This window comes from Nucisporomicrobium flavum (assembly GCF_016464385.1).
GTDB classification, from domain to species: Bacteria; Actinomycetota; Actinomycetes; order Mycobacteriales; family Micromonosporaceae; genus Actinoplanes; species Actinoplanes flavus_A.
Genome location: NZ_JADMLH010000020.1, coordinates 51,857 through 74,712 on the forward strand (window position 1 = coordinate 51,857; position 22,856 = coordinate 74,712).

Below are 22,856 nucleotides of genomic sequence, written 5' to 3' on the forward strand. Positions count from 1 at the left end.
GTTGACTGAACTAAGCCGGCTCAGGAAGGGTCGTTGATCTCTGCTGGGCCGGAAGGTGGATCTTGTCTGCTGCTGTGCGGGTGCTGCCTCGGGTGGGTGCCGTGGTGTCGGTTCCGGAGTCGCCGTGGTGGTTGGTGCGGTTTCCGTCGGAGGTGCATGAGCCGGCCCGGGCGTGGTTGCGCGATCTTGCGGTGTGTGATGTCAGCCGGGGAACGCTGCGCAGCTACGGTTATGACCTGCTGCGTTGGCTGCGTTTTCTTCACGTCCGCGAGGTGCCGTGGGAGCGAGCGGAGCGCCTGCATGTACGGGCGTTGGTGGAGTTCTTGCGGGAGGCTCCGAATCCGTTGCGAGATGGCCGGTCTGTGACAGCGCCGGCGCTGGGATCGTTCAATCCGATTACCGGCAAGGCGCACCCGAGGGCGGGTTATGCGCCACGCACGATCAACCATCAGTTGACGGTGCTGCACGGGTTCTATTCGTTCGCGGTGGACTGTGACCTCGGACCGCTGGTGAATCCGGTCCCGGTGCAGCGTGGCCTCGGCGGTGGTCGGGTCCATGCTCATCAGAGTCCGCTGGAGCCGGTGCGGCGCATGTCTCGGGCGGCCTATCGCCAGCGAGTGCCGCGGGTAGCACCGCGCAGCATTCCCGATGATGCGGCGGACCGGTTGTTCGCCGCCCTGACCTGTCATCGCGATCGGGCACTTGTGGCGTTCTACCTGTCCAGCGGGGTCCGTGCATCGGAGTTGTTGGGTCTGCGGCTGGAGCGCATCGACTACGGCCGTCGGACGATCACGGTGGTGTCGAAGGGCACCCGGTCGCTGGATGCGGTTCCCGCGTCGGCGGACGCCTTCGTCTGGCTGGCGCTTTATCTGGCTGAGCTGGGCGGCCGGCCAGCAGTGGAAGGACCGGTGTGGTGGACGCTGCGCCGGCCGCGACGGCCGTTGACTTACCACGCGGCCCGGGCGGTACTGAGCCGGGCGAACGCGATGCTGGGCACGAACTATTCGCTGCACGATCTGCGGCACACGGCTGCAGCCCGGATGGCCGCCGACGACAACTTCTCTTTAGTGGAGGTGCAGACCATCCTGCGGCACGCCTCACTCAGCAGCACGCAGATCTACCTGCAACCACGATTGGACGACCTGGTTGCCAAAGTCGCCGAGCTGCACCAGCGCCGCACCACGGCGGCGGCCGCCGGACCGATGATCCCGGCCGGTTACGACGCCGGTGAGCTGAACGAGCTGCTCGGGCTCGGCCAATGAGCCACACGTTGGGCCCCTCGGCGCCGGTGCTGCAGCCGGTCGCTCCCGACGAGCGGTTCGCCGCTGATGGCCGGGTCCGGCACCTGGCCGCCTATGACGCCGGCCGCCCGGCCGAGCCGCGCTGCGGTGACGGTCCTGGCGCGGACCTGGTGACGGCCGACATCGATCTGGTGATCGCCGCGTTGCGGCAGCGGCTGGCCGCGGTTCTGCCGGAGCGGTCCGACCTACGGCGGATTCTGCTGCGACATGTCCGCACTTTGCTGGGATGGTTGCAGCGCTTTCCCGGCGCAGACTGGGAGCAGAGGTGGCTGGCCAGCGGCGTGGACTGCGCACCGAAATCTTGGAACACGCGGCTGGCAGCCGCCTGCCCCGGACCTCCGACTATGTTCTCGCAAGCCCTGGCCGTGCTGCTTCTCGGCCGCGTGCTGCGCCCTTCGTATTCGTTCCTGCTCAACGCCAAGTTCGGTGAGCTGTTCAAACGATTCCCTCTGGTGCACGACTGCGACGACTTTGCCCGGCTGCGAGCTCTCGCTGCTTACCGGCGGGCAGTGACTCGTGCGCAGATCGACGCCGAGGCTGGACTCATCCGGGTGTTGATCCGCACCGGAAAGAGCTTCGGAGACATCAACGCCGACGACCTGCTTATCTATGCCGACCTGGTCAAGACCTCCGGGCGGGCCCGCCGCGAGCATCTGCTCTGGGAACTGTTGGTTCAGGCCGGGCCGTTGGCCGGCGAACCCGCGACGCTGCGAGCGGTATGGACGGCCAAGGGCAACAGCCGCCAGCACGACGCCGCTCACGTCCTGGACCGCTACGGCATCCCGCCGAGCCCCGTCAGAGAGGTGATCATCGACTATCTCAGCGAGATCAGGCCCGGCCTTGACTACGGCAGCTGGGTCCACCACGTGCATACGTTGGGCCGGGCGTTCTGGTGGGAGATCCTCCAGATCAACCCCGATCAGGCCGATCTGCGGCTGGCACCACACGTCGTCGCGCAATGGCGCGAACGGTTAGCCGTGACTGCCGCTGGCGGGACGCGCCGCGACGTGCACAGCCTGCTCTTCCGGGTCAGAGCCTTCTACCGCGACCTCCAACAATGGGCGCTCGACGAGCCCGCGCGGTGGGGTGTCTGGGCGGCGCCGTCACCGGTGCGCGACGCCGACGCCCGCGCAGTGAAAAAGGCGAAACGGCATCAGAAGGCCCGAACCCAGCAACGAACGCGCGTGCTGACACCGCTACTGCCGAAGCTGCTGGCTGCGGCAACGGCTCGCCGTGGCTGGTCCGTGCGACTGCTGGCCGCTGCCGAAGCTGCAGGCCATGGCGAGACGCTCGATCTCGACGGTATGAGCTGCCAGCGATTCGACCCACCGACCAGAAGCGAGCGGCTGGCTCGCTGCCGGACATGGGTGCTGCGCCCTGACGGCACCCGATTCGATGCCGGCGCCTTGGAGGCGGACTGCTTTTGGGCTTGGGCGCTGATCGAGACCCTGCGGCTGACCGGCTGCCGCATCGAAGAAGTCATGGAGCTGACCCAGCTGTCCCTGCGCCACTACACGCCTCCTACCACCGGCGCGGTGGTGCCGCTGCTGCACATCACGCCATCCAAGCTCGACACTGAACGCCTCGTGCCGATGACTCCCGAACTGGTCAGCGTCCTGCTGGCCGTCGTTCGCCGCGCCCGCGGTGACGACGAACGCATCCCGCTGTCAATCCGCTATGACCGGCACGACCGTATCCACGGCGCGCCGCTTCCGCATCTGTTCTCCCGCCCGGTCGGCGCCCGCCACGAGGTGCTTTCCAGCCACTACGTCCGGACGATCCTCAACGCCACCGCGGATGCAGCTGGCCTAAGCGACAACGGTGAGCCCATCAGATTCACGCCGCACGACTTCCGGCGGCTGTTCACCACCGAACTGGTCGGGGCTGGGCTGCCCATCCACATCGCCGCCACATTGCTCGGCCACCTCGACCTCGACACCACACGCGGCTACACCGCTGTGTTCCCTGAACAGGTCATCCATGCCCACCGCAAGATGGTCGAGCACCGCCGCAGCTTGCGTGACTCTCACGAGTACCGCGCCGTCGCGCCGGAAGAATGGGCCGACTTCGAGCAACATTTTCAGCTGCGCCGCGTCGAGCTCGGGGACTGCTTCCGCCCCTATGGCACACCCTGCGTCCACGAACACGCCTGTGTCCGGTGTCCATTCCTCCGCCTCGACCCGACCCAAGCGCCGCGTCTGGACATCATCGAAGCAAGCACCAAAGACAGGCTCGCGGAAGCCCACGGGAAGCAGTGGCTTGGCGAAGTAGCCGCCCTCGAAGAAAGCCTCCGGCACATCAGAAACAAGCGCTCCCAACTCGAGGCGCCCACGGCTTAGCGTGTCAGGTGCGCAAGGCGATTTGGTAGGTTCTGCTCCGTTGAGCGTGGCACTCTGAGCACGTGACTTACCCTCCGCACACCTGGCTGGCGCTCGCACTTGGTGCCGGCCCGCACGTGGCTGTCGTCGCAGTCGGCGCGGCAGCCGGAGAGTGGCCGTTCTTGACCCTGGAGGGCGCTGTCTGCGCGATTCCGTTCGCCTTATACGGCCGCGCAGAGCTCATCATCGTCCCCGTCAGCCTGATTCTGGTGATCGTGGCTGGAGCTTTCCACCGTGTTCGCCCATGGCGGCTCTGGTTCTTCATCGGCACACTGGTCGGCGCGGTTCTTGTCCTGATGATCGCAGCAGTCCAAGCCGGCCAGGTCGTCTCCATCTGAGCGTTGACAAGTTCAGTAAAGGACGCCGTCGTACTTGAACTCGAATGCCCACCCGCCGCCAGTCGGCAATGGCCCGGCGGCGGCCAGCATCGGCCGGATCAGCTCAGGCAGGTGTACAGGCATCATTCGCAGCCGTCGTCGATGGTGTCGACCGGCGTGAACCGGGCCAGATCAAGGCCTTGCCCGCTGAGCATGTGTTGCACGGCGGCGTGGTCCGGGAAGTGTTCAACAGCGCCGTCATGCCGCACTTCGACCCATTCGCGCAAACCGTCTCCGCGGTCGAGCAGCACCGTCTCGACCTGCCAATCATCGCGTACGTAAATGGGCAACACGCTCCATGTGATGCCCACGTGGCAGATCTTGCAACCTGTCACGACGTCACCTCACCGAATTACAGCGATGTTATTTACACGGAGAATCTGCCTGGACACTGCGCGGTTCCTGCCTGGACGCGTCGTCTGCGTGCACGATGGCCGTCTGGCCGTCCTCGCGGGCAGAGTGAAATCGGCGTTTCCGCAGATCAGGAGCCCGTTGTTCTGCCTACCGTCGACGGGGAACTCGTTGACGGGGGTGTCGTGGTGCTGCGCTGGCCGGTCGAGCCGATGCGGGCTGTCCCCGCACCGGAACTCCCGTCCAGCACGCCTGCAAGTACCATTGTATTTGAACCGAAATGGGACGGCTTCCGAGCTATTATTTGGGTAGGCAAAGAGGGTGTCAGAATTCAGTCCCGCAATTTGCGGGACCTCTCGTCCTACTTCCCGGAAATCTGCCGGGAAGCCGCAGATTTCTTGGCGCCTGGTGTCGTTCTCGACGGCGAGATCGTGATCTGGGACGAGCAGTCGGGCCGGACGTCGTTCAACCTGCTGCAGCGGCGGCTGAGCGCCGGACGCCGCGTCGGCGAGGAAGCCGCACGGCATCCCGCGCACCTGGTCGCGTTCGACATGCTCCGCGGCGCCCGCGGCAAGGAACTGCTCTTGCTGCCGCTGGCCGGCCGCCGGCGGCGCCTGCAACGACTGCTTGGCGCCGCGCCACCGACCTTGACGTTGTGCCCGCAGACCAGCAACCGGGCCACCGCCCTGTCCTGGCTGACCGACTGGCAGCCGGCCGGCGTGGAAGGCCTCGTCTCGAAAAGCCCCGCCGGGCAATACGTTCCCGGCCAAGCTGTGTGGCAGAAGACCAAAGCCAAGCACACCGAGGAATACATCATCGGCGGCGTCACCGGCTCCCTCGACCGCCCCATCAGCCTGCTGCTCGGACGCTACGACCAGCGGGGCATACTCCGGGTTGTCGGGCGCACCCACCGCATCCGGGCGGCAATGAGGACTGAACTCTCCGGTCTTCGACCGCCTGTCTTCCGCGGTGACAGCCACCCGTGGCCGTGCCCGCTCCCGGCGGGGTGGCTCGCCGACTTCAACAGCCGAGAGCCCGTACCTTACCGGCAGGTGGAGCCAACTCTCGTCGCTGAAGTGCTCGTCGATCACGCCGCCGATGGACCATTCCAGCGACTCCGGCACGCGGCGGCACTGCAACGCATTCGAGCGGATCTGCGACCCTCTGACCTCGTCCTGTGCGGTGACGAGTGGGGCGCCGCCTGACGGCTCGGGCGACGGGACCTCGAGCCCGGTTCGACTCGTGGGAGGGCCGTTCCTTCCTCCGGCTTCTGCTTACCAATGAGGCTTGCTGTCGGCCGTCATCGCGAGGATGCTCTGATGGCCGAAGCGGCTCTCAGACCAGGTGCCGGCGGTCTGGCCCTGCTCGTACAGGTCGCGCAGCGCGCGGCCGGCGTGCTCAGTGTCGTCGAACGTCACAAAGTGCCGCAGATGCAGCCGCCGTGGTGCTTCGATCGTCTGGACGCACCAGCGGCCGTCCATCAGGCGCTTGACGATCACCTGCCCGGTCATGACACGGTCACCGCTGATCACGCACACGAGCAGCCACGACTCCCACAGCAGGCCGCCAGGTGCCCGCCAGTCCTGCTCTGCGTCACCCATGATCCGACGATATCGTACACATGTTCGATAAGAAGGTTCCGGCGGGGGCGCGTGAGTGCTGACTAAGGCACTGCCGCGCTCCTGCGCTCGGAGTTCCGGCCTATCGGAGTCTCGCGTCGTCGTCTCGTCATTTCGATACCGGCGAAAGCGACGGTGCCCTTTCGTGCGACTATAGTCGTATGCCTAGACTGCGGGGATGCGTGGTTCAGCTCTCCGGCTAGTTGGTATTCAAGAGATTTGCATCCTCTGCGGCGGAGTGAGCCGTCAACGCGTGGACCAGCTCACTCGCCGCGGCACTTTCCCGCGGCCGGTCGCTGACCTGGCCCAAGGTCGGGTGTGGCTCGCCGACCAGGTCGAGCAGTGGATCGCTACGCACCGGGCATTTGACGAGTAACCGCCGAACTTCGACGACTCCCAAGAGGGCGCCGGTTAACTCGTTCGAGTCCGGCCATCAACACGCCGACCTACGCTCGCGCGAGCTGAGGATCTTGCTGGCTGCAGCCGGGTTCCGGTCGCCGGTCTCGGCGGGCGGAATGAGGCCGAGAATCCGCACTGCTTCGATCTGCTGGCCTGCCTCTGACCTGCGGTTGCTTGGTATTAGAGGGGTGGAGCCGAAGGTTGAAGGCTTATGCCAAGCCTCCAGCGGGGTTCATCTTCGGCCATTGAGGCAAGGCCGAGGGTCGTCAGGGCCCAGGTGAGTCGCTGGCGGTCGTCGCCGGGGGCGAGGTCGTCGCGGTCGATTTCCTGCAGGTCATCGACGTCAGCGGTGTAGAGCCGCGAGGCCACGATGCAGTGGCCGTCATGTTGGCCGCTGAGCGCTTGCACGTGCAGCTCAATCTGGGTCAGGTGCACCGTGCGGTCTTCGACATCGGCGGGGTCGAGCAAGTTTCGGCCGGCACGATCGGAGTCGGGCATCAGCGCCTGGCTGCGCGCCGCGTCTAGCAGCGTCGTCAAGGCGTCCTCGGCGGCGATCGGTACGTCGTAGCCGAGGGCGAGGAACGACTCAGATCTCATCGTTCGATGCTGTCGGGCACAGCAGAGCCGGTCAATGCGTCGGTATTCACCCGATCGAGGGTTCTTCGCTGCCGCGGCGCGATACGGAGGTCTCGAGCCGGATGAGCGGCGTTGGAAACACTCCGGACCGATGTCCGAGGCGGTGTCGTCAAGACCGGGCCATGCGTGGCCCGGACCAGGATCGCCGGTGGCGGGACGCTCGTCTGCCGACTAACGAATACACAGAGACACGCCGGTTGATGATCATCGATGGCATGCAATCCTGCTGGTATGTCAGAACGGCACGGCAACACGAGCACGACGCAAGGGATCGGCCAGTTGTCGTCCGAGCGCGACGCCCGGCTGGAACAGGTCGGGCAGCGCGCGCAGGCGGCCGGTCTTAACGCCTGGTGGACCCAATTTCGGGACCCGGCGACAGGCCGAGGCGCAGGGCCGTGGGGAATGCGTGTAGACCTGCAATCGGGGCCAACCATTCGCAGCGTTGACCTCAGCAGCGGCGAGGAAGCCGCTGTGCTGCTGCGATTCCCGTTCGAGCGGTGGACGGCGCTGCGCGGCTATGAGGCGATTTTCGATCCCGGCGAGAAACGCATCATTGCGGCGGTCACCCTCCGCGGAACCAGCCTGAGCAAGATCCCTGGCGTTCTCGTGGGACCACCGGAGGATGTCGAGCCCGTCAGCAACGGCGCTACCAATTTGCGCCTGGCGTTCCAACTGCCCGGCCACCTGCCAGGGCCGAGTACCCTCACCCTTGTTGGCCCCATGGCCGGCCTGACGGTCGAGCTGCAATCTCAGGCATCGTCCGAAGTCGGCGCCTTGCGAGGCAGGTCTACTAGCACCGGTCAGACTCTGGTGATCCGCGGAGTGTCGGCGCAATCCCACGACGAGGCGCATGAGCTGCTTGAGGACATGGCCGCAGCGGTATTCATCGAGCTCGACCGCAACTACGGCTTGGCCGGCACGCTCCAGCGGACCCTCAACGACGATCTGGTCGAGCACGAGTACGACCAAGAGTCGATCAGCCCTTCACCGCCTCGACTGCCTGCGTCGCGATACGGGCGCAACGCGGCAGCGCTGTATCTCTACGCTCGCACGGTGCCGTTCCAGCTGCCCGTACTGGAGTATCTCGGCTACTACCAGGTCATCGAGCACTACATGGCGGCGTTCAGCAGGGCCACGATGATCAAGAGTGTCAGTAACATGCTGGCTGACCCAGAATTCGATCACCATGACGAGATGGCCGTCGATCGGCTCATCGGCGTCGTTCTGCCGGGCGGGCGTAACCGGGCCACTGAGCGGGAACAGGTCCGCGTGGCAGTGGCCGCCTGCCTCGACGACGCCATGGTTGCCCAGTTCCTCGACCAGCGGCCCGCAGCAGCGAAGGCGTTACGCGACGCGAGTTGGATCGCAGGTGTACGGGTGGTCGTTGCGGGTGACGTCCAGGTGAGTCTCGTCCGCCAGATCGCCGACCGGATCTACGACCTACGCTGCCGCATCGTGCACGGTAAGGAAAACCACGCCGAGGCCGAGCCGCTGCGTCCGTTCGGGCCTGAGGTCAAGCGTCTGCGGCACGACCTTCACCTCGTCCGGTTCGTCGCTCAGTGTGTGCTCGTCACGTCCAGCAAAATGGCGGACTGGAGTTAACGCGATTGGCGTCGAGCACCACCGACCAGCAGCCCGACGCTGCGGACGCAATCTGAACTGCGGGGCGATTAACGCGGCCAACGGTGACGGAAGCGTACGGTCCGGCATCGATGCGACGTCGAACATGGTCGGAGGTCCCCCCAGGTCGGCGATCGCGACACGGCGGCTTCCAGCTCGGACTCCGCCGGCTGTGAGGCCCGCCGGCTGGGACTTGTTCGAAACCGTGCGGTGGGTTGATCGCACGTTCGTCACCACTTATCAGCGCGGGGACGGGCGTCGATGGCCGGTGATCTGGTCGAGGTTGATCGCCACTTGCCGATAAATCCGCCGACCAGCCTCGGTCCGGTCAAACGGTGTGCCCTCGTCGGGGAAGTAGGGAATCGCGGTGTGCAGCAGCGTGACGCGGCTGGCGGCGGACAGCCGGCGCGCGATAGGTGTCCAGTGCTGGCTGTCGCCGTCGATGTCGTAGCCGAGCACTGCGGTGCGATGCGCACGTTCGGGCAGGCCCAGGTAGTCGCGATCGCCGAGGACTTCCTGCACCGAGTCGGCGACTTCATGCAGGTAGGCGATGCTGCCGGGCTCGTCGAGCAGCGGCCGTCCCAGGTTCACCCACAGCGGGTATGACCACTCGTCGTTCTTGTGGACGGCGGTCCAGGCCGCGAACGCGTGCCAGCCCAGCGCACGTTCGTACGCGGCGTCCCACACCTGCGGCCCGAACAATGCTCGGCCTTGCACCCCCGCCGGGGCCAGCTGGCGCCGAAGTAGACCGACTTGGTCGTGAACCCACCGGGCCAGGTCAGCTCGCCCGGCCGGCGGCGCGGGGAGCTGCGTGGCCCGGGCGGTGACCCATTCCTCGACTTGCTGCTCCTGTGGGTGGGCGGGCAGCCGGTTGTACTTCAGGCAGACGAGCGTGACGTCCGAGAAGGCGACGCCGACCTGGTAGGCGGGTGTGGGGTTGTCCTCGTTGCCGGAGTCGATCAGCAGGTGCGTGTATGCGCCGCTGTCGCGATGCCGCTGCAGGAGCTCCAGGGTCTGAAACTCGTCGAAGTCGATGTCCGCGGGAATCATCAGCAGGTCGACGTTGCGGGTGATCTGCTGCACCTGACCGGGCACGAGCCGCTCCCACAGGGGCCTGAACGCGACCTGGGCGGTGATGCCGCTGTCGGTAACGAGCAGGACCCGGCGTCCGGCTTGTGCCAGCGCCGCGGCGATTGGGCGGATGAACGGCAGGGTGTCTGCGTTGCCGTAGTTGTCGTCGTTCAGGAATGCCACGACGCTCACGTGAGCGTCGGCGATGCGCTGCTGGGCGACACGGTAGGTCTCGCCAGCTACCTGCGAGCGGGAAACAGCGGTCTGGTTACGGCTCACGATGTCCTCCGAGTCCCCGGAAGAACCCTCGGTTGAGCCCCGCGCGGCCGATGTGAGGGTCCTTCGGACAGCAGAAGGAAACGCGTGGCACCAGGGCCTTGCTCCGTGTGGCTTCAAGGCGCGGGCGATGAGGCCGGAGGGGGCGTGCGTGTTAACGCCGTGGCACCGACGGTAACAGCCGTGCACGTTCGGAGCGTGACGCCGCGTCGGCGCATCCGTCAGTTAGCAACGTCAGTGAGGCCTTGGATGCCTGACCGGGCCTGCCGATCGGTCTCGAGTCCCCGATCCCGCTGTGCCGAGACGGGTGGGACCACTGGGCCGCAGGACAGCCCCGGACAGCTACGGACAGCTATATCGCTGAGATCCGAGCGGGCAGGGTCGTCAAGGAAGCGACCGACACCCAGCCCCGGCATCCGTCTTGACCCACACCGCATCCGAAGGCGCGGCTCAGGCAAGGCAGTGGACATCCGTCGGCGCGGTCGCGGCCGAGTCAGGTGACGGCGTCACCGATCTTTGCTCGTGCCGCGGTCTGGGGCTCACCCTTTTCCCGGAATGAGGTAGCCATGAACAACACCCTCGCTCGTGTAGCCGCTGTTGCCGCCGCGGCGCTGGGCCTGGCGTTCACCGTGGCCACGCCTGCGCTGGCCAGCGCGGACAAGTGCAAGGGCGACGCCTACGCCAGCTGCGTGGCGGTCAACGGAAGCAAGCTGCACGTCAACTCGATCAAGAGCCGCGTCGCCCTGTACTCGAAAACGTGCCGGTACGGCCACAGCCAGGTGCTGATCAACGGCAAGCACTACGCCGACTCCAACGGCGGCAGGGACAAGGACTACTGCTCCAAGTCGGTCTTCGGCGCCGAGGTCACCACCGGCACCTGGAACGTCAACCGCAACTACGCCAGGGGCACGAAGATCTGCTCGAAGTTCTGGTGGAGCAACGGCTCGACCAAGCCCGGCAGCGTCAACGGGCACACCAGCTTCGGAACGGCCTGCGCCACCGTCGGCTGAACGCAGAGGCGCGGTGATGCCGCCAGCCATCACCGCGCCTTGGAGCAGAGCCGCACTCGAGCACTTATCCGCTGCCGCCGCGCCTCCCGGCTGTAACGACCAACTCTGCGATTCCTGCCAACTCTCGGTAATCCACATCGGCTTAAGCCCACGAGAACAAAGAAGGATTCGGCATGCCAACATCTCGGTTCGGAGCCAGTCCCCACGGCTTCGGCGTCCGCGGCGTTCATCGTCGAGACAGTCCCCAGGTGTCGACCGATACCCGTCGGCATCTGCTCCGGCGAAAGGATCCCGCCGGTACCACCAGCGACGGCGCGTTCGCGTATGGCCTGTCGTGTACCGACGGCGGACAGCTGCACCTGCGCGAGCGCCGTGTGGCCGGGCGGTCGTCATGACAGCGGTCGCGCACACTACGGGCGCCCCTCCGATCGAACAGGCCTGGAAGCTGTACGAAGAGACCTTCGCCGAGATCAACGGCTTGGCCGCGCAGCGACACCTCATGACCTACGAAGAATTCCAGTCCGTCTACCACAACGACGAGGTCCGGAAGTTCTACGCCCACGACAGGGCCGGCCGGTTGATCGGGATGGCCACCCTGACCAACAACTTGGCCGCCTGGCCGCTCATTTCACCGCCGTACTTCGCCCGCCGCTGGCCGCACTCCCACAAAAGGCAGGCGATCTGGTACTGCGGCTTCGTCGGTGCCCGTCCAGGCCAGCTGCACGCCTTCCGCGACCTGGTCACCGACATGTACGACCTCATCCGCAGCAACAACGGCATGGCCGTCATGGACTTCTGCACCCACAACCTCATCACCCGGCGCCTGCCCGACGCGACGCTCGCACTGCTGAGCCGGCTCGACCCCACCACGCGCATGGAAGTGGCCGACCAGCAGACCTTCATCTTCTACCGCTTCGGCACCGTCGATGGGCCCCGGCCATGACCACCACCACCCAGCATCCCGGCCCGGGCGCCGAGCCCGACGGGCGCGGCGTCGACGGGTTCGGCATGGAACTGCTGCTCGATCTGTCCGGCTGCAACCCGGACGTGATCACCAGCGCCGCACTGCTGAAAGCCTGGACGGTCACCCTCGCCGACGCGATCGGCATGACCCGCTGGGGTGAGCCGACAATCGCCCACTTCGGCGAGGGCGACCTCTACGGCTGGACCGTCATCCAGCTCATCACCACCTCCAACATCAACGTCCACGCCGTCGAAGCCACCGGCGACGCCTACATCAACGTTTTCTCCTGCCGTGGCTTCGACCCCGACGCCGCGACCGCGCTGTCCGTCGAGTTCTTCGGCGCCACCGCCCACCACGCCCGCGTCATCCAGCGACGCTCACCCGGAAAGGAATCCTGATGCGACATCACCTGGACACCGCCGAGTTCCGCAAATCCAGCTACAGCAACGGCAACGGTGGCAGCAACTGCGTCGAAGTCGCCCTCCAGGGCGCCGGCGGCGTCGCCGTACGCGACAGCAAGAACCCGCACGACGCGACGCTGCTGTTCACCGCCGCCGAATGGGACGCGTTCGTCGCCGGCGTCAAAGACGGCGAGTTCGACATCGCCGGCAACCCGAGCCCAGGCGCCTGACGGGCACAACGCCCCCTCGCCCCAAGCTCACCGTCCTGCGAGTCAGCCGGCCAACCCGATCAGCGCGGCAGCCTCAACCAGTCCGCCGCCCTCGCGACCGGCGCCGGCACAGCTCACAGCAGCGGCTCACCGGACACCACACACAGGCGCGGAGAACGCGCCGCCACGTCGTCGCGTCGGCCACCGGACCGGCAGCCAAGCACCCGCCGACGCATCCCGCTGCCCGGGCAAGACCAGATCAGAACCCCACGGAGGACCACGTCACCATGCGACGACGGACCATCTCCACGGCGATCGTCAGCCTTCTGACCGCCGCCCTGACACTGACCGCCTGCACGACCGGCACCAAACCCGCTCCGCACCCCCGAAGCTCCTCAGCCAAGGCCCCCGCGACCGCGCTCGCCGCCGCGGCGAACCGGCTCAATGCCGACTCGTTCACGATGACCATGACCGTCAAGATCGATACAACTACCGCCGTCGTGGTCGGCGCCATGGACGCAAACAAGAAGACCGGCGCTTTCACGGTCACCACCACACGCAACGGCGCCACCTCGATCAACGAATGGCGCATCCTGGGCGGCACCGTCTACCGCAAGAGCGAAGCCGCAAGCGCGCCCCGCAACGCGACCAGACCATGGCGGCGGATCAACCAAGCCGACGCACCTGCCCTGGCCGCCAGCTTCGACGGCGCCACCATGGCCGGCCCCCTCACCCGAGCAACCGGCGTCCAGCGCACCGGCGAGACCCGCTTCACCGGCTCGTTGACCACCGACGCGGTTGTCGACGCACTCAGCCTGCCCACTCCCGCCACCAGCGCGAACACGTCGCTGGCACCCACCGTGGCATTCACCGCCGACCTCGACGAGCAGGGTCGCCTCATCCGCTACCACCTCGACATTCCCCGACGCAACGGCACCACCTACCCGCTGGAGCTCACCTACGCCAAATTCGGCCAAGACGTGAGCGTCCAGCCACCGCCAGCCGACGAAATCAGCGGAGCACCAGGCATCTGACACCCGCTGGCACCAGCGTCCGGCCAGCTCTCAACACCACCAGAGGCCAGCGGAGCCGGGCCCCAGACGGGCGGTCGACAAGGACACTACGGCCCGTTCCACCGCCCACAAGATCACGAAGGAGGGAGAACCCCAAAAACGACCGATCGCAGCGCCATCCGCCTTCTGTACCACCCACACTCGAAAGGACCAGCCATGAAAACTCGCATCATCCTGGGCGCCGCCGCGCCGCTCGCCCTGGCCGCCGCGTTCATCCTCGGACCGGCCACCGCCAACGCCGCACCCTGTAAAGCCACCTCCCAGCCGGGTGCGGTGCCCATCACCGCCGCCGGATTCATCGAGACCTCCCCGGCATGGGTCAGCATGCGGGACGGCACACCGCCGTGGGCAGGCGCGGTCGAGCCAGCAACCGACGGCCGAGGACCGGTCGACGACCCGATCACCGTCCCGGCCGGCCGCGGCGGCTACAACAGCCTCTCGGACCGAGGCTGGGGCCGTACACAGGCTCCGGGCGCTGCGCCGGCGATGGCCTGCATGTGACGGTCCAGCTCACCGGTGGTTGAACACAGGGCGCGGTGATGCCGCCGGCATCACCGCGCCCTCGAGCCGGCACCGCACACGAGGCCTTACTGCTGCCGCCGCGCCGCCCTGAACCTTCGCGGAGACCTTCCATGACCACCGCCCTGCATCCCCAGCCCAGTACGACCACTGACGTCACCGATGGACTGCGCCGCTACCGACTTGCGATCAGCCTGATGTTCGGCATCGCCGGCATGAGCATCGGCACGTGGACCGCACGGATCCCCACCATCCAGCACAACATCAAGATGGCCGACAGCAAACTGAGCATCTGCCTGCTCATCCTCGCCGTCGGCGGCTTGCTCGGCATGCGCACCGCCGGCCGGCTCATCGACCGGCACGGCAGCACCACAGTCATGGTCCTGCCATCGCTGGCCCTCGGCGGCGCGCTCCTTCTCGCCGGGCACGCCCCCACGTGGACGACGCTGGCCGCCGCCCTGCTCACCTTCGGCATCCTGCACGGCACGCTCAACGTCGCGATGAACGCGGCGGCAGTCTCATGCCAGAACGCGTACGGACGGCCGATCATGACCTCCTTCCACGCACTGTTCAGCATCGGCGGCGCCGCCGGCGCCCTGCTATCCGCCGCCTTCGCCCACATCGGCCTCAGCGTCGCCGACACCTTCGCCGCCGTCGCCGTCGCGTCCACCGCCGCGGCCGGAGGGGCAATCCACCATCTCAAGCCCGCGCCGGTCTCAAGCCTCAACAGCCAGGAGTCGACAGCCGCGGTCGCACCGGTGCAGCGCCGGCCGCGGACCCGGATACTGTTGCTCGGCCTGCTCGCCTTCAGCGCGTTGATCAGCGAAGGCGCCGCGGCTGACTGGGCCAGCACCTACCTCACCCGCCTCGGAGCGACCCCCGCCATGGCCGCCACCGCGTACGCGGCCTTCGCCGCGAGCATGACCACCGGTCGGCTCATCGGTGACCGCCTCACCAATGCCGTCGCTCCCGCCGCTCTGCTGCGAGGCTGCGGCCTGATCGGCGGAGGCGGCCTCGCCCTCGGCCTCATCGGCGGCACCCCGGTCACCGCGATCGCCGGGTTCGCCTGCCTCGGCGCCGGACTGTCCTGCGTCGTCCCCCTGCTCTACTCCACCGCCGGAGGGCTCGACCCGGCACGCCCCGGCACCGCGCTATCGCGAGTGGCCGCACTGGGCTACCTCGGCTACGTCACCGGCCCGGCCATCATCGGCGGCGCCGCCATGCACATCGGCCTCCGCAACGCCCTGCTCATCCTCCCAGGCCTTGCAACGCTGCTGGTCATCGCCGCCCCCGTCGTGCACCGCAGCCGCGGCCGACACCACTGACTGGCGAAGACCCGGCCGATAAGCATCCGTAGCGGCGATCATGTCGAGGTGACTGACGAGACGGTGCCCGGCGGGCATAGGTGAAGCACGACGGTGTCGAAGTCGGCGGAATACTGGTCGCTACATCAGTGATGTGTATCCGGAGTCAGCCGTCGTCGCCGCCTACCGGCGGCAGATTCCTGAGGTATGTCGTACCCCTCCGATAGCCTGCGTGTCACCGGGCAGCCGGGGATGCAACAACATCTAAGGATCCCTGCACCGGTGCCGTGGCATGAGTGACATTGCGAGTTCTTCTGCACCTTTCACTTCGATGGGGTTTGGATCAATTGGCTGGCCGGCGACGCGCTTCCTTCCTTCCGACACTCACGGTGGCGCTGCTGACATCTCTGGTTGGCACGTCACTGTCCATCACGGGCAACCTTGCCAGTGATGTGATCAAGCTGCCGCCGTGGCTGTCATGGGTGCAAGACCACCCGGTCTGGGCCTCGCTTGCGCTCACCATGGTGATGTTCGCCCTGTGGGCTGCTGGCCACTTTCTCGGCGAGGCCGGGCCGCAACCAGCCACCGGCGACGAGCTGGCAGGTACGGCCGAGGGGCTGCACGATCAGCTTGGCCGTATCGAGATCAGCCAGATGGAGAACGACGACCGCATACTCAAACGGCTGCCACCTCTCGCCCGGCAAATCATCGAGGGCGATATCGACCACCAGAGCACCTGGCAGGTCATTGTCGGTTTCACCCGAGACGCGACCGACCCCTTCCTGATGGCGCGGGAATGGGCCGTAGCACCTCCCGCTGGCGCTGATGCGCTGTCGGCAGACGGTCAGCTCTGCGTAGCGGAGATCCTGCTGGCATACGGGCAGCCGAAGGCCGCGCTCCGGTTCATCCGTGCCGCGCTCGATCTTGGTGTCACTCCACGCTTGTTCTGGCTATTCCGCGCCCATCAAATTGCTGGCGCCGCAGAGGATGAAACCACCGCACTCGCTTTGCTCGACGAAGCCGACCAGATCGATCCCAGCTATCCTCTGACCGCCGCGGCACGACTCAATCACGCTGGCCAGTGGGAGGAAGCCGCTTCGGTTCTCGCCCAATTTCGGCCCACGACGGACTGGGAACGTGACGCAGCAGCATTAGTTGCGTCGGTCGTATTCGCAAACCTCGAGCGACTCAATGACGCCGTCACTGCCCTCGACTCGATAGCCGATCGCACCCTCTGGTCGGGCAACCTCCTCACCCTCGCACGGCTGCTCATGCAGCGATCACAGACAGGGGGAGGAGACAGCCGGTGGAAAGATGCCGCCCGCGCCCGCGAACTGGCCCTCCACGCACGAAACATGCGCCGTTCGTGGCGAGGCGACAGCGCAGAGGCGGTCGCCGCCGCAGCTGAGGCCATGTTTGTCGGGGATGACCCTGCCGCGGTATGGACCATCACGCGTCCCCCACTCGACGGTGAGGCAACGCCGGCTGAAGCGGCCGATGCTCGCGTACTCTCCCTCGCCGCCATCGCAGCCGCGGTGACTGGGCGACCCGTGCAGGCAGAGCAGCTAGCGGCCGAGTCCGGGGACGAATTCGTCAAGCTACAGGTCAGCGCCGAAATCCTGGCCGGGCCGTCACTCGATGGCCAACCCCGCCCTCCCGAATCAGCCATCGAAGCATGGAAGCGGGTGGCCGACGCAGCCACCACCGACGGGCAACGCCTCCACGCGTTGAGATACCTAGCCCTCTCCGGCGCCTCCCACCCTTGCGCCGAAGCGATGAGAGAAAAGTATCCCGACGCCATGGCGGATATCGACCAAACTCGGGAGATCTTCCTGCTCGACGGACCCGAAGCTGACAACCGGCTACGCGGGCTGGAGCACAAATCGCCGTTGGCATCTATCCGACGCGCCGAACTCATCCGAGCCATTGGGGACCTGCCTCGTGCAGCTCAAGTGCTCGTGGACGCCACCCAACGTTGGGAAGACCCCCGGCTATTGCTGATGGCTACCGACTGCTACATGCAGGACGGGGACTGGGTCAGCGCCAAGGAGGTCGCCCGACAAACGATTGCCGAAGCAGGAAGCCTCTGGCCCGGCCGAGCGACTGCCCTGCGCCGGCTGGTCGACATCGAAATTGCCCTCCATGACTGGACCAGCGCCATCGCCGCGTGCCGCTCGCTGCTCGAACTCGACGACGAAGACGACGACGCCCGTTGGAACCTAGCCCTCTGCCAATTCCGTGACGGTGATCCACAGGCTGCCCTGCAGACCCTGCAACGTCATGGGCTGCCCCAGCCCACCACCCCACAACGCGCGCTGTTCCTGCTCGACCTCATCCGCAGGTTCGGCGACGCTGCCGAAGTCGCCAGAACTGCCCTGGCACAGCTACGCGCCTTCCCCGATGACGAAGCTCTGCACCTGGCCGCGATGAACGCCATCAACACCCGCATCGACCGCACTGACCTGCCGGAGCCGATGAGCCTGGAAGTGTCTGATGCCTGGACCACGTTCTTCGAGCGGTATCCCGCCAGCAACCGCATCACCACATACACCTTCGATGACAATGTCGTGCCCGCCGACATGGAGGCGATGCTGCGCGCGCAAGCAGCCAGCTACCAAACAATCCGCAATGCCATCATCAACGATCTGCTGCCAATAGGCATGCTGTCGCCACTGGTAGGCAAGCCCTATGCGGCGATATTCCCGTACCGGCCACTCGGGTACAACAGGATCGCCTCACCAATCCAGCAAGACCTGCTCATAGAGACTCAACACGCACGAGACGCCATAGACCACGACTGCCTCCTCGACGCCAGCGCCCTATTCACGTTGGCACTCATACCAGATGTAGCAACCACACTGCTGCAGCTGCTCGGCCGAGGACTCACCACCGCCGCCGGCCTCGAAGACATCCTCTCCGCCGACGACTACTTCAACCTGCCGTCCGCCGGAACCCTGGGATTCGACCCCGACCAAGACCGCCTCTTCGCCACCGAGACCGACGACGACATACGCCAACGCCAACGCCAACAGATCAAAGCGATGCTCACCCACGCACGCCACTTGCGGCGCGTCGGCCACTCCACACTGCTGCACCTCCCCACACTCTTCGGTGACCCGGCACCCACGTGGCTGATCAACACCGACGCAGCCAAATCCCAAGACATCGCCTTCTGGTGCGACGACCTCGGCCTACGCCGACTCGCCCACGCCCACGGCGTACGCACCTTCGGCACCGCCTCGCTCCTCGACGCATCGGTGGAAGGCGGTCACCTCGCCGACGGCGCCCGCCGACGAGCACTGCATACCCTCACGGTCGAGTACGCCGTCGACCTACCCTTTGACCTGCAGCTACTTACCGACGTCGCCGCAGAAGGACAATGGCAACCCGGTCCCGTCACGACCATTCTCAGTCGACCAGCCGCCTGGACCCACCCCGAACAAGCAGCGGCAGTCCTTCGCGCAGCACTTCGGCAAGCGCCGCCGGACGCCACACCAGCCTGGATCCAGCTATCACTTCGCGGGCTACACGACGCCTCCCCGGAAGAACACCGCCGCACAAACCTCATCGGAGTAGCCACCGCTCTGATCTGTGAACCCTGGGCGCGTCCCGAACACCTCCAAGCGATCGAAAGCGCTCTGCAAAAGCTCATGCCAGAGGCAGCCGACGAGGTACTCCGGGCGATATTCAAGGATGTCTGGCGTCGCCTGTCGAAACAACACCCAGTCGATGAAGCTGTATTGATCATCGTGCACCTAATCAGTTCGCTCACCGACATCAGACGGCAGGCTGCGATCCAGCTCGTCTTGCAAGCTGGCCAGCCGTAGCCCGATCTGCAGATCTCACACCGGCCGCGGCGCGTGTCGATCCTGTCTGAGGCCGTTCCACCCTCTGCTGGCGCGCGGGGAGCCGAAGGTCCGCCGGTCGACCAGGAACTCCTGGACTGGCGGCATCTGGCCGGAAGCACGAAGACCCTGCAGTTCGCTCACCTGATGTGCGAGCAGTGGCAAGAACATCGGAAGACGGAACTCGCACCAGCCGGCGTACCGGTGGTCGGCGCGGCGGACGATGTTGCGGGGGTTCCGTACCGGGGTGCCGGGGTTGTGCCAGCACTGGACGTCGAACAGCATCAGCAGTTGCAAGCGAAAGTTGCAGGTCTCGGCGCTGGCGGCTTTACCTGAGCCGAAGCGCATGCTGAGGTGCAAAAGGTCCTCGATGCGGATCCAGCGTTGAGCGTTGCTGCCGAGCGGTGGCGCCATGACGCGCAACGGTTCGGAACAGGTCGAAAGTCTGGACCTTGTGCGAGCACGAAGATGATCCGCGAGCTGCGGCAATGGCCCGTGTCGACCATTTGCTTGAAATCTTGGGACGCTGGTGTGCGCTTCCGGGTGGCGCCGCTGCCTCGTTGAGCGTCTTCCGGCAGATGCCTTGAGAACGGGTGTTCTAGGCTTTCGTCAGCGCCACGTCGAAGTCTCACCGGTGTTCGTGTCCGCCGACAGATCGGCGATCTTTGCGGTGCTGAGGCCGGAGATGAGCCGTAGCCGGGGAACGACCCGGGACCAGCTCTGCGATCTCATTGCGTGGCACATCGCTTTGACAGTGGTTTCGGCCCACTGCGCGGCCGCGGTGGCGAGCACGATCTGGTCCGCCTGCAGTTGTTCCGCGACGAGCACGCGTTTGCGAGCGCCACTCGTGAGTTCGGTGCTGGATCCCATGGTCCCGGGCCGTTTCGCCTCGGCGGTGATGAGCTGGCCGTCGGCGTAGGCCAGGAGGTCAACCTCGGCCAGCCGCTTGCCGGCCCCAAGAAGCTCCAGCTCGGCCACATCGGCGTAGCTTCGCGAGGTCGTCCGGAGGTGGTGCGATAGCAGCAGCGGCACATCGCCATTCTGAGCGATGAGATCTCGGACGACCGCGTGAAGGTCGTAATACCACGTTGGTTCGTCCGCCGGCTTCTTCCAGCGTGGCTGGACGAGATCGTTGCGCGCCTGACAGCGAGGGCATTCATTGACTTGCCGAAGATCGTCGATGGAGACAAATCCTGCTCTGCCGCACTGCTCGCAGAGCAGGAGGAGCCCTCGTCGCAGGACGCTGCGTTGCAGGAGTTCGTCGGTCTGCCGGCGTACCTCTTGGTCGTTCAGTCTGTCGCCGGCGGCCCGGCGGATTCCTTGAAGCGTCAGGTAGGGCTCGTGACGGACGTCCCCGGCGCCCGTCGGCAGTACCACGCCCTCCTCCTCGGGGAGCTCGATCTCCGCGGGCTTACGCACCGCTAGAAATCGCCGCAATACCGGGAAAATTGGGCCTGCGAGAGTCTCCGCCACCGCGGCCCGGTCCCCCCACAAGCGCCGGACGATCTCGACGCGTCGCCCGGCCGGGGAGAGGACCATCGTGCGGTTCTGTTGGCCGGCCATGAGATTCGCCCAAGTCGCCAAGCCGGGGGAGCACAGTCGCGGCCGGGCGAGGCGGGTGGTCAGCGGCATGCCAGACGACAGCAAGCCGGATGGCTCGGAAACGAAGGTGATGCCGTCGCGGCCGTCGCGCACAGTTGTCTCGAACAGCGGGACGTCCGAGAGGACCAGGTTGCGGCCTTCCAGCCCGCGACCGGCTGGGGTTTCGGACTCGACCAGCGCCGCATCGATCTGCCAGAGCAGTGAGCCGGCACCAGGCTGGTCGCGGTTGGGGAAGCGGGATGCGGCATTGACCAGGCTGGGCTCGGTGATGACTGGGGCCGGGCAGGGAACGACCATCGCAACGTCGCCGGCGTCGTTGCGGGTGATCGGGATGGCGAAGTCACGGTAGAAGTCCGCGGTGATGGCGAGATATTGCACCTGTTTGGTCGACCAGCGTGGGGAGCCGCGCTCGATCCTCCCCGCGGGGTGACTCACCGGCCGGCTGATCTTCTCGACCACCTCGCCGATCTCCGGGTCCGTGAGCGACGACGAGGTCACCGTCGTTTCGAGGCCCTGCCTGGCGGCTGCCTCCAGCCGGGAACGCAGGGCCCACGTTGTGATGGTGCTATCGCGAGAAAGCCAGCTCGACGGCAGCCACACGCCGAGGCCATAAACGCGTTGATGGGCGTAGGCAAGGGCGAAGTCCTCGGCCGTGTCACCGACCGAGACGATGGCGTGCGGCGGGTAGGCGTTTGCGCGAGACATCGTGGTCAGGCCGCGCATCGTGAGTTGAAATGCCACATCGAGCTCGCCCGGATCGAAGCCCAGCGCCGCTCCGGTCTGCCAGATGATCTGACTGGTTGGCTTGCCCATCCCTCGGACGTGGGCTGGCAGGCCCGCCTCGACGAGCCACCATGTCAGCGAGCGGAAGTCGTCGTCCTCGAGGTCCGGATCAAAACCATGGCGTGGCAGTTCCACGACGCCGCACTGCGCCGCCACGGCGACGCCGAGAACGCCTCCCCAATCTGCTGGCGGGCTGAGACACACTCCCCAGGGATGTGCAGGGGTGTCGAATGCCGCGCCGTATGAGCTGTCGTTTAGATCTGTGGCTTTCGTGAGGGTCTCGATGGTCCCGTCGATCGAGCAAGTCGTTATCTCGGCCCAGGATGCTTCGTCGTGTTCCTGGCCGATCGACATGCGGCGGCGGTGCGGGGTGCATGCCTCGACAACCCGCTGCCGCGCTGCCTCAGCTCCGGGCAGATCGACGGGGTCCTCGCGGTGCTCGTCGATGAAGGCGGCGCGGTCAGTTCCGCTGCGCGAGTCGCCCCCTCCGTTAGTGGAAAGAATGCTGATCAGGCCTGGCCGTACCTCCTCCACCGTGCTCAGCGTTGCCTGCAGCGTGACGACGTGGTCCGGGTCGTAGGCGCGGACGGCGCGCAGCATGGCGGGGCTTACCTCGCCCGCCACGTGCGGAACGAGGATGAACCCTCGTCCGCCCCAGACCCTCGTGCTGGCGTAGAGAGCAAGCCGTGCCCAGTATTGCCAGTTCTCTCCACCGTCGAAGATGATCGCGACTCGTGGTGGCCTCATGGTTAACCGAAGCGTCGCGTATCCCGGACTGTCCGATGTCACTGGCCGCCCCTCCGAATACCTCGCTACCGCCGAGCCGGCTCACAAGCAGCAAGTTACCAGCGGCAACGCCGAGACCGATCGCACTTCTTCGCCCTTGCGGGGATGACGGTCCCGTCGAGCACTCCGTCAGGCGGCACATCGCGGCCAGCAGGAAGTCCAGGATCTGCCGGTTACACAGGCGCAACGAGGCGAAAAGTCCAGTCGTTCGTGGAGACATGCACATCTACATCGTGCGGCAATTCGCGGTAAACCGTGGTAGCCGAGCAGCCCCTCCGAACCCCGTTCCGTCTGATGCCCGCCTCGGCGGTGATCGCGCCGGGCGTCTCGGC

The 22,856-nt window shown here is 66.2% G+C and carries 19 protein-coding genes; 13 read left to right on the forward strand and 6 right to left on the reverse strand.

Annotated features, from left to right (window positions below; all coding sequences use genetic code 11):
• Positions 1–62 precede the first annotated feature (62 nt).
• From IT780_RS34070 to IT780_RS34080, 3 genes are all read left to right on the forward strand, one after another.
• Positions 63–1,262, forward strand: a complete 1,200-nt coding sequence (locus IT780_RS34070) for a tyrosine-type recombinase/integrase (protein ID WP_199515947.1) — start codon at positions 63–65, stop codon at positions 1,260–1,262.
• Positions 1,259–3,640 (forward strand): tyrosine-type recombinase/integrase, encoded by a 2,382-nt coding sequence (locus IT780_RS34075; RefSeq protein ID WP_199515948.1) that lies wholly within the window; start codon positions 1,259–1,261, stop codon positions 3,638–3,640. The genes IT780_RS34070 and IT780_RS34075 overlap by 4 nt, the downstream gene beginning before the upstream one ends.
• Before the next feature lie 62 nt (positions 3,641–3,702).
• On the forward strand, positions 3,703–4,017 hold the full coding sequence (locus IT780_RS34080) for a hypothetical protein (protein WP_199515949.1): 315 nt from the start codon (positions 3,703–3,705) through the stop codon (positions 4,015–4,017).
• A 122-nt stretch (positions 4,018–4,139) separates the two neighbouring features.
• Here the strand turns inward: IT780_RS34080 and IT780_RS34085 are convergent, their stop codons facing one another.
• Complete coding sequence (locus IT780_RS34085) at positions 4,140–4,367, reverse strand: hypothetical protein (protein ID WP_199515950.1); 228 nt, start codon at positions 4,365–4,367, stop codon at positions 4,140–4,142.
• A gap of 225 nt (positions 4,368–4,592) precedes the next feature.
• Between IT780_RS34085 and IT780_RS34090 the strand changes: the two genes are divergently transcribed.
• A complete protein-coding gene (locus IT780_RS34090; RefSeq protein WP_199515951.1) occupies positions 4,593–5,612 on the forward strand; it encodes an ATP-dependent DNA ligase in 1,020 nt (339 codons plus the stop codon).
• 69 nt (positions 5,613–5,681) lie between these two features.
• Here the strand turns inward: IT780_RS34090 and IT780_RS34095 are convergent, their stop codons facing one another.
• Together IT780_RS34095 and IT780_RS34105 are read right to left on the reverse strand one after the other, a co-directional pair.
• Entirely contained in the window at positions 5,682–6,008 is a 327-nt protein-coding gene (locus IT780_RS34095) for a hypothetical protein (protein WP_199515952.1), read from the reverse strand.
• Positions 6,009–6,605: 597 nt separating this feature from the next.
• Positions 6,606–7,022, reverse strand: a complete 417-nt coding sequence (locus IT780_RS34105) for a hypothetical protein (protein ID WP_199515954.1) — start codon at positions 7,020–7,022, stop codon at positions 6,606–6,608.
• 270 nt (positions 7,023–7,292) lie between these two features.
• On the opposite strand from IT780_RS34105, the gene IT780_RS34110 reads away from it, so the two are divergent.
• Positions 7,293–8,663 carry a hypothetical protein gene (locus IT780_RS34110; RefSeq protein ID WP_199515955.1) on the forward strand — a complete coding sequence of 457 codons (1,371 nt, stop codon included), beginning with the start codon at positions 7,293–7,295 and terminating at the stop codon, positions 8,661–8,663.
• A gap of 258 nt (positions 8,664–8,921) precedes the next feature.
• Here IT780_RS34110 and IT780_RS34115 read toward each other — a convergent pair whose 3' ends face one another.
• Positions 8,922–10,031, reverse strand: a complete 1,110-nt coding sequence (locus IT780_RS34115; RefSeq protein WP_199515956.1) for a hypothetical protein — start codon at positions 10,029–10,031, stop codon at positions 8,922–8,924.
• A gap of 563 nt (positions 10,032–10,594) precedes the next feature.
• Between IT780_RS34115 and IT780_RS34120 the strand changes: the two genes are divergently transcribed.
• The 8 genes from IT780_RS34120 (at position 10,595) to IT780_RS34155 (ending at position 19,335) form a co-directional block, all read left to right on the forward strand.
• On the forward strand, positions 10,595–11,038 hold the full coding sequence (locus IT780_RS34120; protein WP_199515957.1) for a hypothetical protein: 444 nt from the start codon (positions 10,595–10,597) through the stop codon (positions 11,036–11,038).
• Positions 11,039–11,429: 391 nt separating this feature from the next.
• The gene (locus IT780_RS34125) at positions 11,430–11,981 is read left to right on the forward strand and encodes a hypothetical protein (RefSeq protein WP_199515958.1); all 552 of its coding nucleotides are present in this window, start codon (positions 11,430–11,432) and stop codon (positions 11,979–11,981) included.
• Entirely contained in the window at positions 11,978–12,400 is a 423-nt protein-coding gene (speD, locus tag IT780_RS34130; RefSeq protein ID WP_199515959.1) for an S-adenosylmethionine decarboxylase, read from the forward strand. The genes IT780_RS34125 and speD overlap by 4 nt, the downstream gene beginning before the upstream one ends.
• Positions 12,400–12,633 carry a DUF397 domain-containing protein gene (locus tag IT780_RS34135; protein ID WP_199515960.1) on the forward strand — a complete coding sequence of 78 codons (234 nt, stop codon included), beginning with the start codon at positions 12,400–12,402 and terminating at the stop codon, positions 12,631–12,633. The genes speD and IT780_RS34135 overlap by 1 nt, the downstream gene beginning before the upstream one ends.
• Before the next feature lie 266 nt (positions 12,634–12,899).
• The gene (locus tag IT780_RS34140) at positions 12,900–13,646 is read left to right on the forward strand and encodes a hypothetical protein (RefSeq protein ID WP_199515961.1); all 747 of its coding nucleotides are present in this window, start codon (positions 12,900–12,902) and stop codon (positions 13,644–13,646) included.
• 195 nt (positions 13,647–13,841) lie between these two features.
• Positions 13,842–14,186 (forward strand): hypothetical protein, encoded by a 345-nt coding sequence (locus tag IT780_RS34145; RefSeq protein ID WP_199515962.1) that lies wholly within the window; start codon positions 13,842–13,844, stop codon positions 14,184–14,186.
• A 131-nt stretch (positions 14,187–14,317) separates the two neighbouring features.
• A complete protein-coding gene (locus tag IT780_RS34150) occupies positions 14,318–15,529 on the forward strand; it encodes an MFS transporter (RefSeq protein WP_199515963.1) in 1,212 nt (403 codons plus the stop codon).
• Between the two features lie 368 nt (positions 15,530–15,897).
• The gene (locus tag IT780_RS34155) at positions 15,898–19,335 is read left to right on the forward strand and encodes a tetratricopeptide repeat protein (RefSeq protein ID WP_199515964.1); all 3,438 of its coding nucleotides are present in this window, start codon (positions 15,898–15,900) and stop codon (positions 19,333–19,335) included.
• 15 nt (positions 19,336–19,350) lie between these two features.
• Here the strand turns inward: IT780_RS34155 and IT780_RS34160 are convergent, their stop codons facing one another.
• Entirely contained in the window at positions 19,351–19,767 is a 417-nt protein-coding gene (locus IT780_RS34160) for a hypothetical protein (protein ID WP_199515965.1), read from the reverse strand.
• Between the two features lie 195 nt (positions 19,768–19,962).
• Positions 19,963–22,338, reverse strand: coding sequence for a hypothetical protein (locus IT780_RS34165; protein WP_199515966.1), 2,376 nt, complete (start codon positions 22,336–22,338; stop codon positions 19,963–19,965).
• Positions 22,339–22,856 lie beyond the last annotated feature (518 nt).

Bases quoted from the DNA above. Each gene is read 5' to 3' on its own strand.
- speD (WP_199515959.1), top strand. From the start codon at position 11,978: ATGACCACCACCACCCAGCATCCCGGCCCGGGCGCCGAGCCCGACGGG.
- IT780_RS34165 (WP_199515966.1), bottom strand. From the start codon at position 22,338: ATGCTGCGCGCCGTCCGCGCCTACGACCCGGACCACGTCGTCACGCTG.
- IT780_RS34110 (WP_199515955.1), top strand. From the start codon at position 7,293: ATGTCAGAACGGCACGGCAACACGAGCACGACGCAAGGGATCGGCCAG.
- IT780_RS34140 (WP_199515961.1), top strand. From the start codon at position 12,900: ATGCGACGACGGACCATCTCCACGGCGATCGTCAGCCTTCTGACCGCC.
- IT780_RS34125 (WP_199515958.1), top strand. From the start codon at position 11,430: ATGACAGCGGTCGCGCACACTACGGGCGCCCCTCCGATCGAACAGGCC.
- IT780_RS34135 (WP_199515960.1), top strand. From the start codon at position 12,400: ATGCGACATCACCTGGACACCGCCGAGTTCCGCAAATCCAGCTACAGC.
- IT780_RS34075 (WP_199515948.1), top strand. From the start codon at position 1,259: ATGAGCCACACGTTGGGCCCCTCGGCGCCGGTGCTGCAGCCGGTCGCT.
- IT780_RS34120 (WP_199515957.1), top strand. From the start codon at position 10,595: ATGAACAACACCCTCGCTCGTGTAGCCGCTGTTGCCGCCGCGGCGCTG.
- IT780_RS34160 (WP_199515965.1), bottom strand. From the start codon at position 19,767: ATGGCGCCACCGCTCGGCAGCAACGCTCAACGCTGGATCCGCATCGAG.
- IT780_RS34095 (WP_199515952.1), bottom strand. From the start codon at position 6,008: ATGGGTGACGCAGAGCAGGACTGGCGGGCACCTGGCGGCCTGCTGTGG.
- IT780_RS34105 (WP_199515954.1), bottom strand. From the start codon at position 7,022: ATGAGATCTGAGTCGTTCCTCGCCCTCGGCTACGACGTACCGATCGCC.
- IT780_RS34145 (WP_199515962.1), top strand. From the start codon at position 13,842: ATGAAAACTCGCATCATCCTGGGCGCCGCCGCGCCGCTCGCCCTGGCC.
- IT780_RS34150 (WP_199515963.1), top strand. From the start codon at position 14,318: ATGACCACCGCCCTGCATCCCCAGCCCAGTACGACCACTGACGTCACC.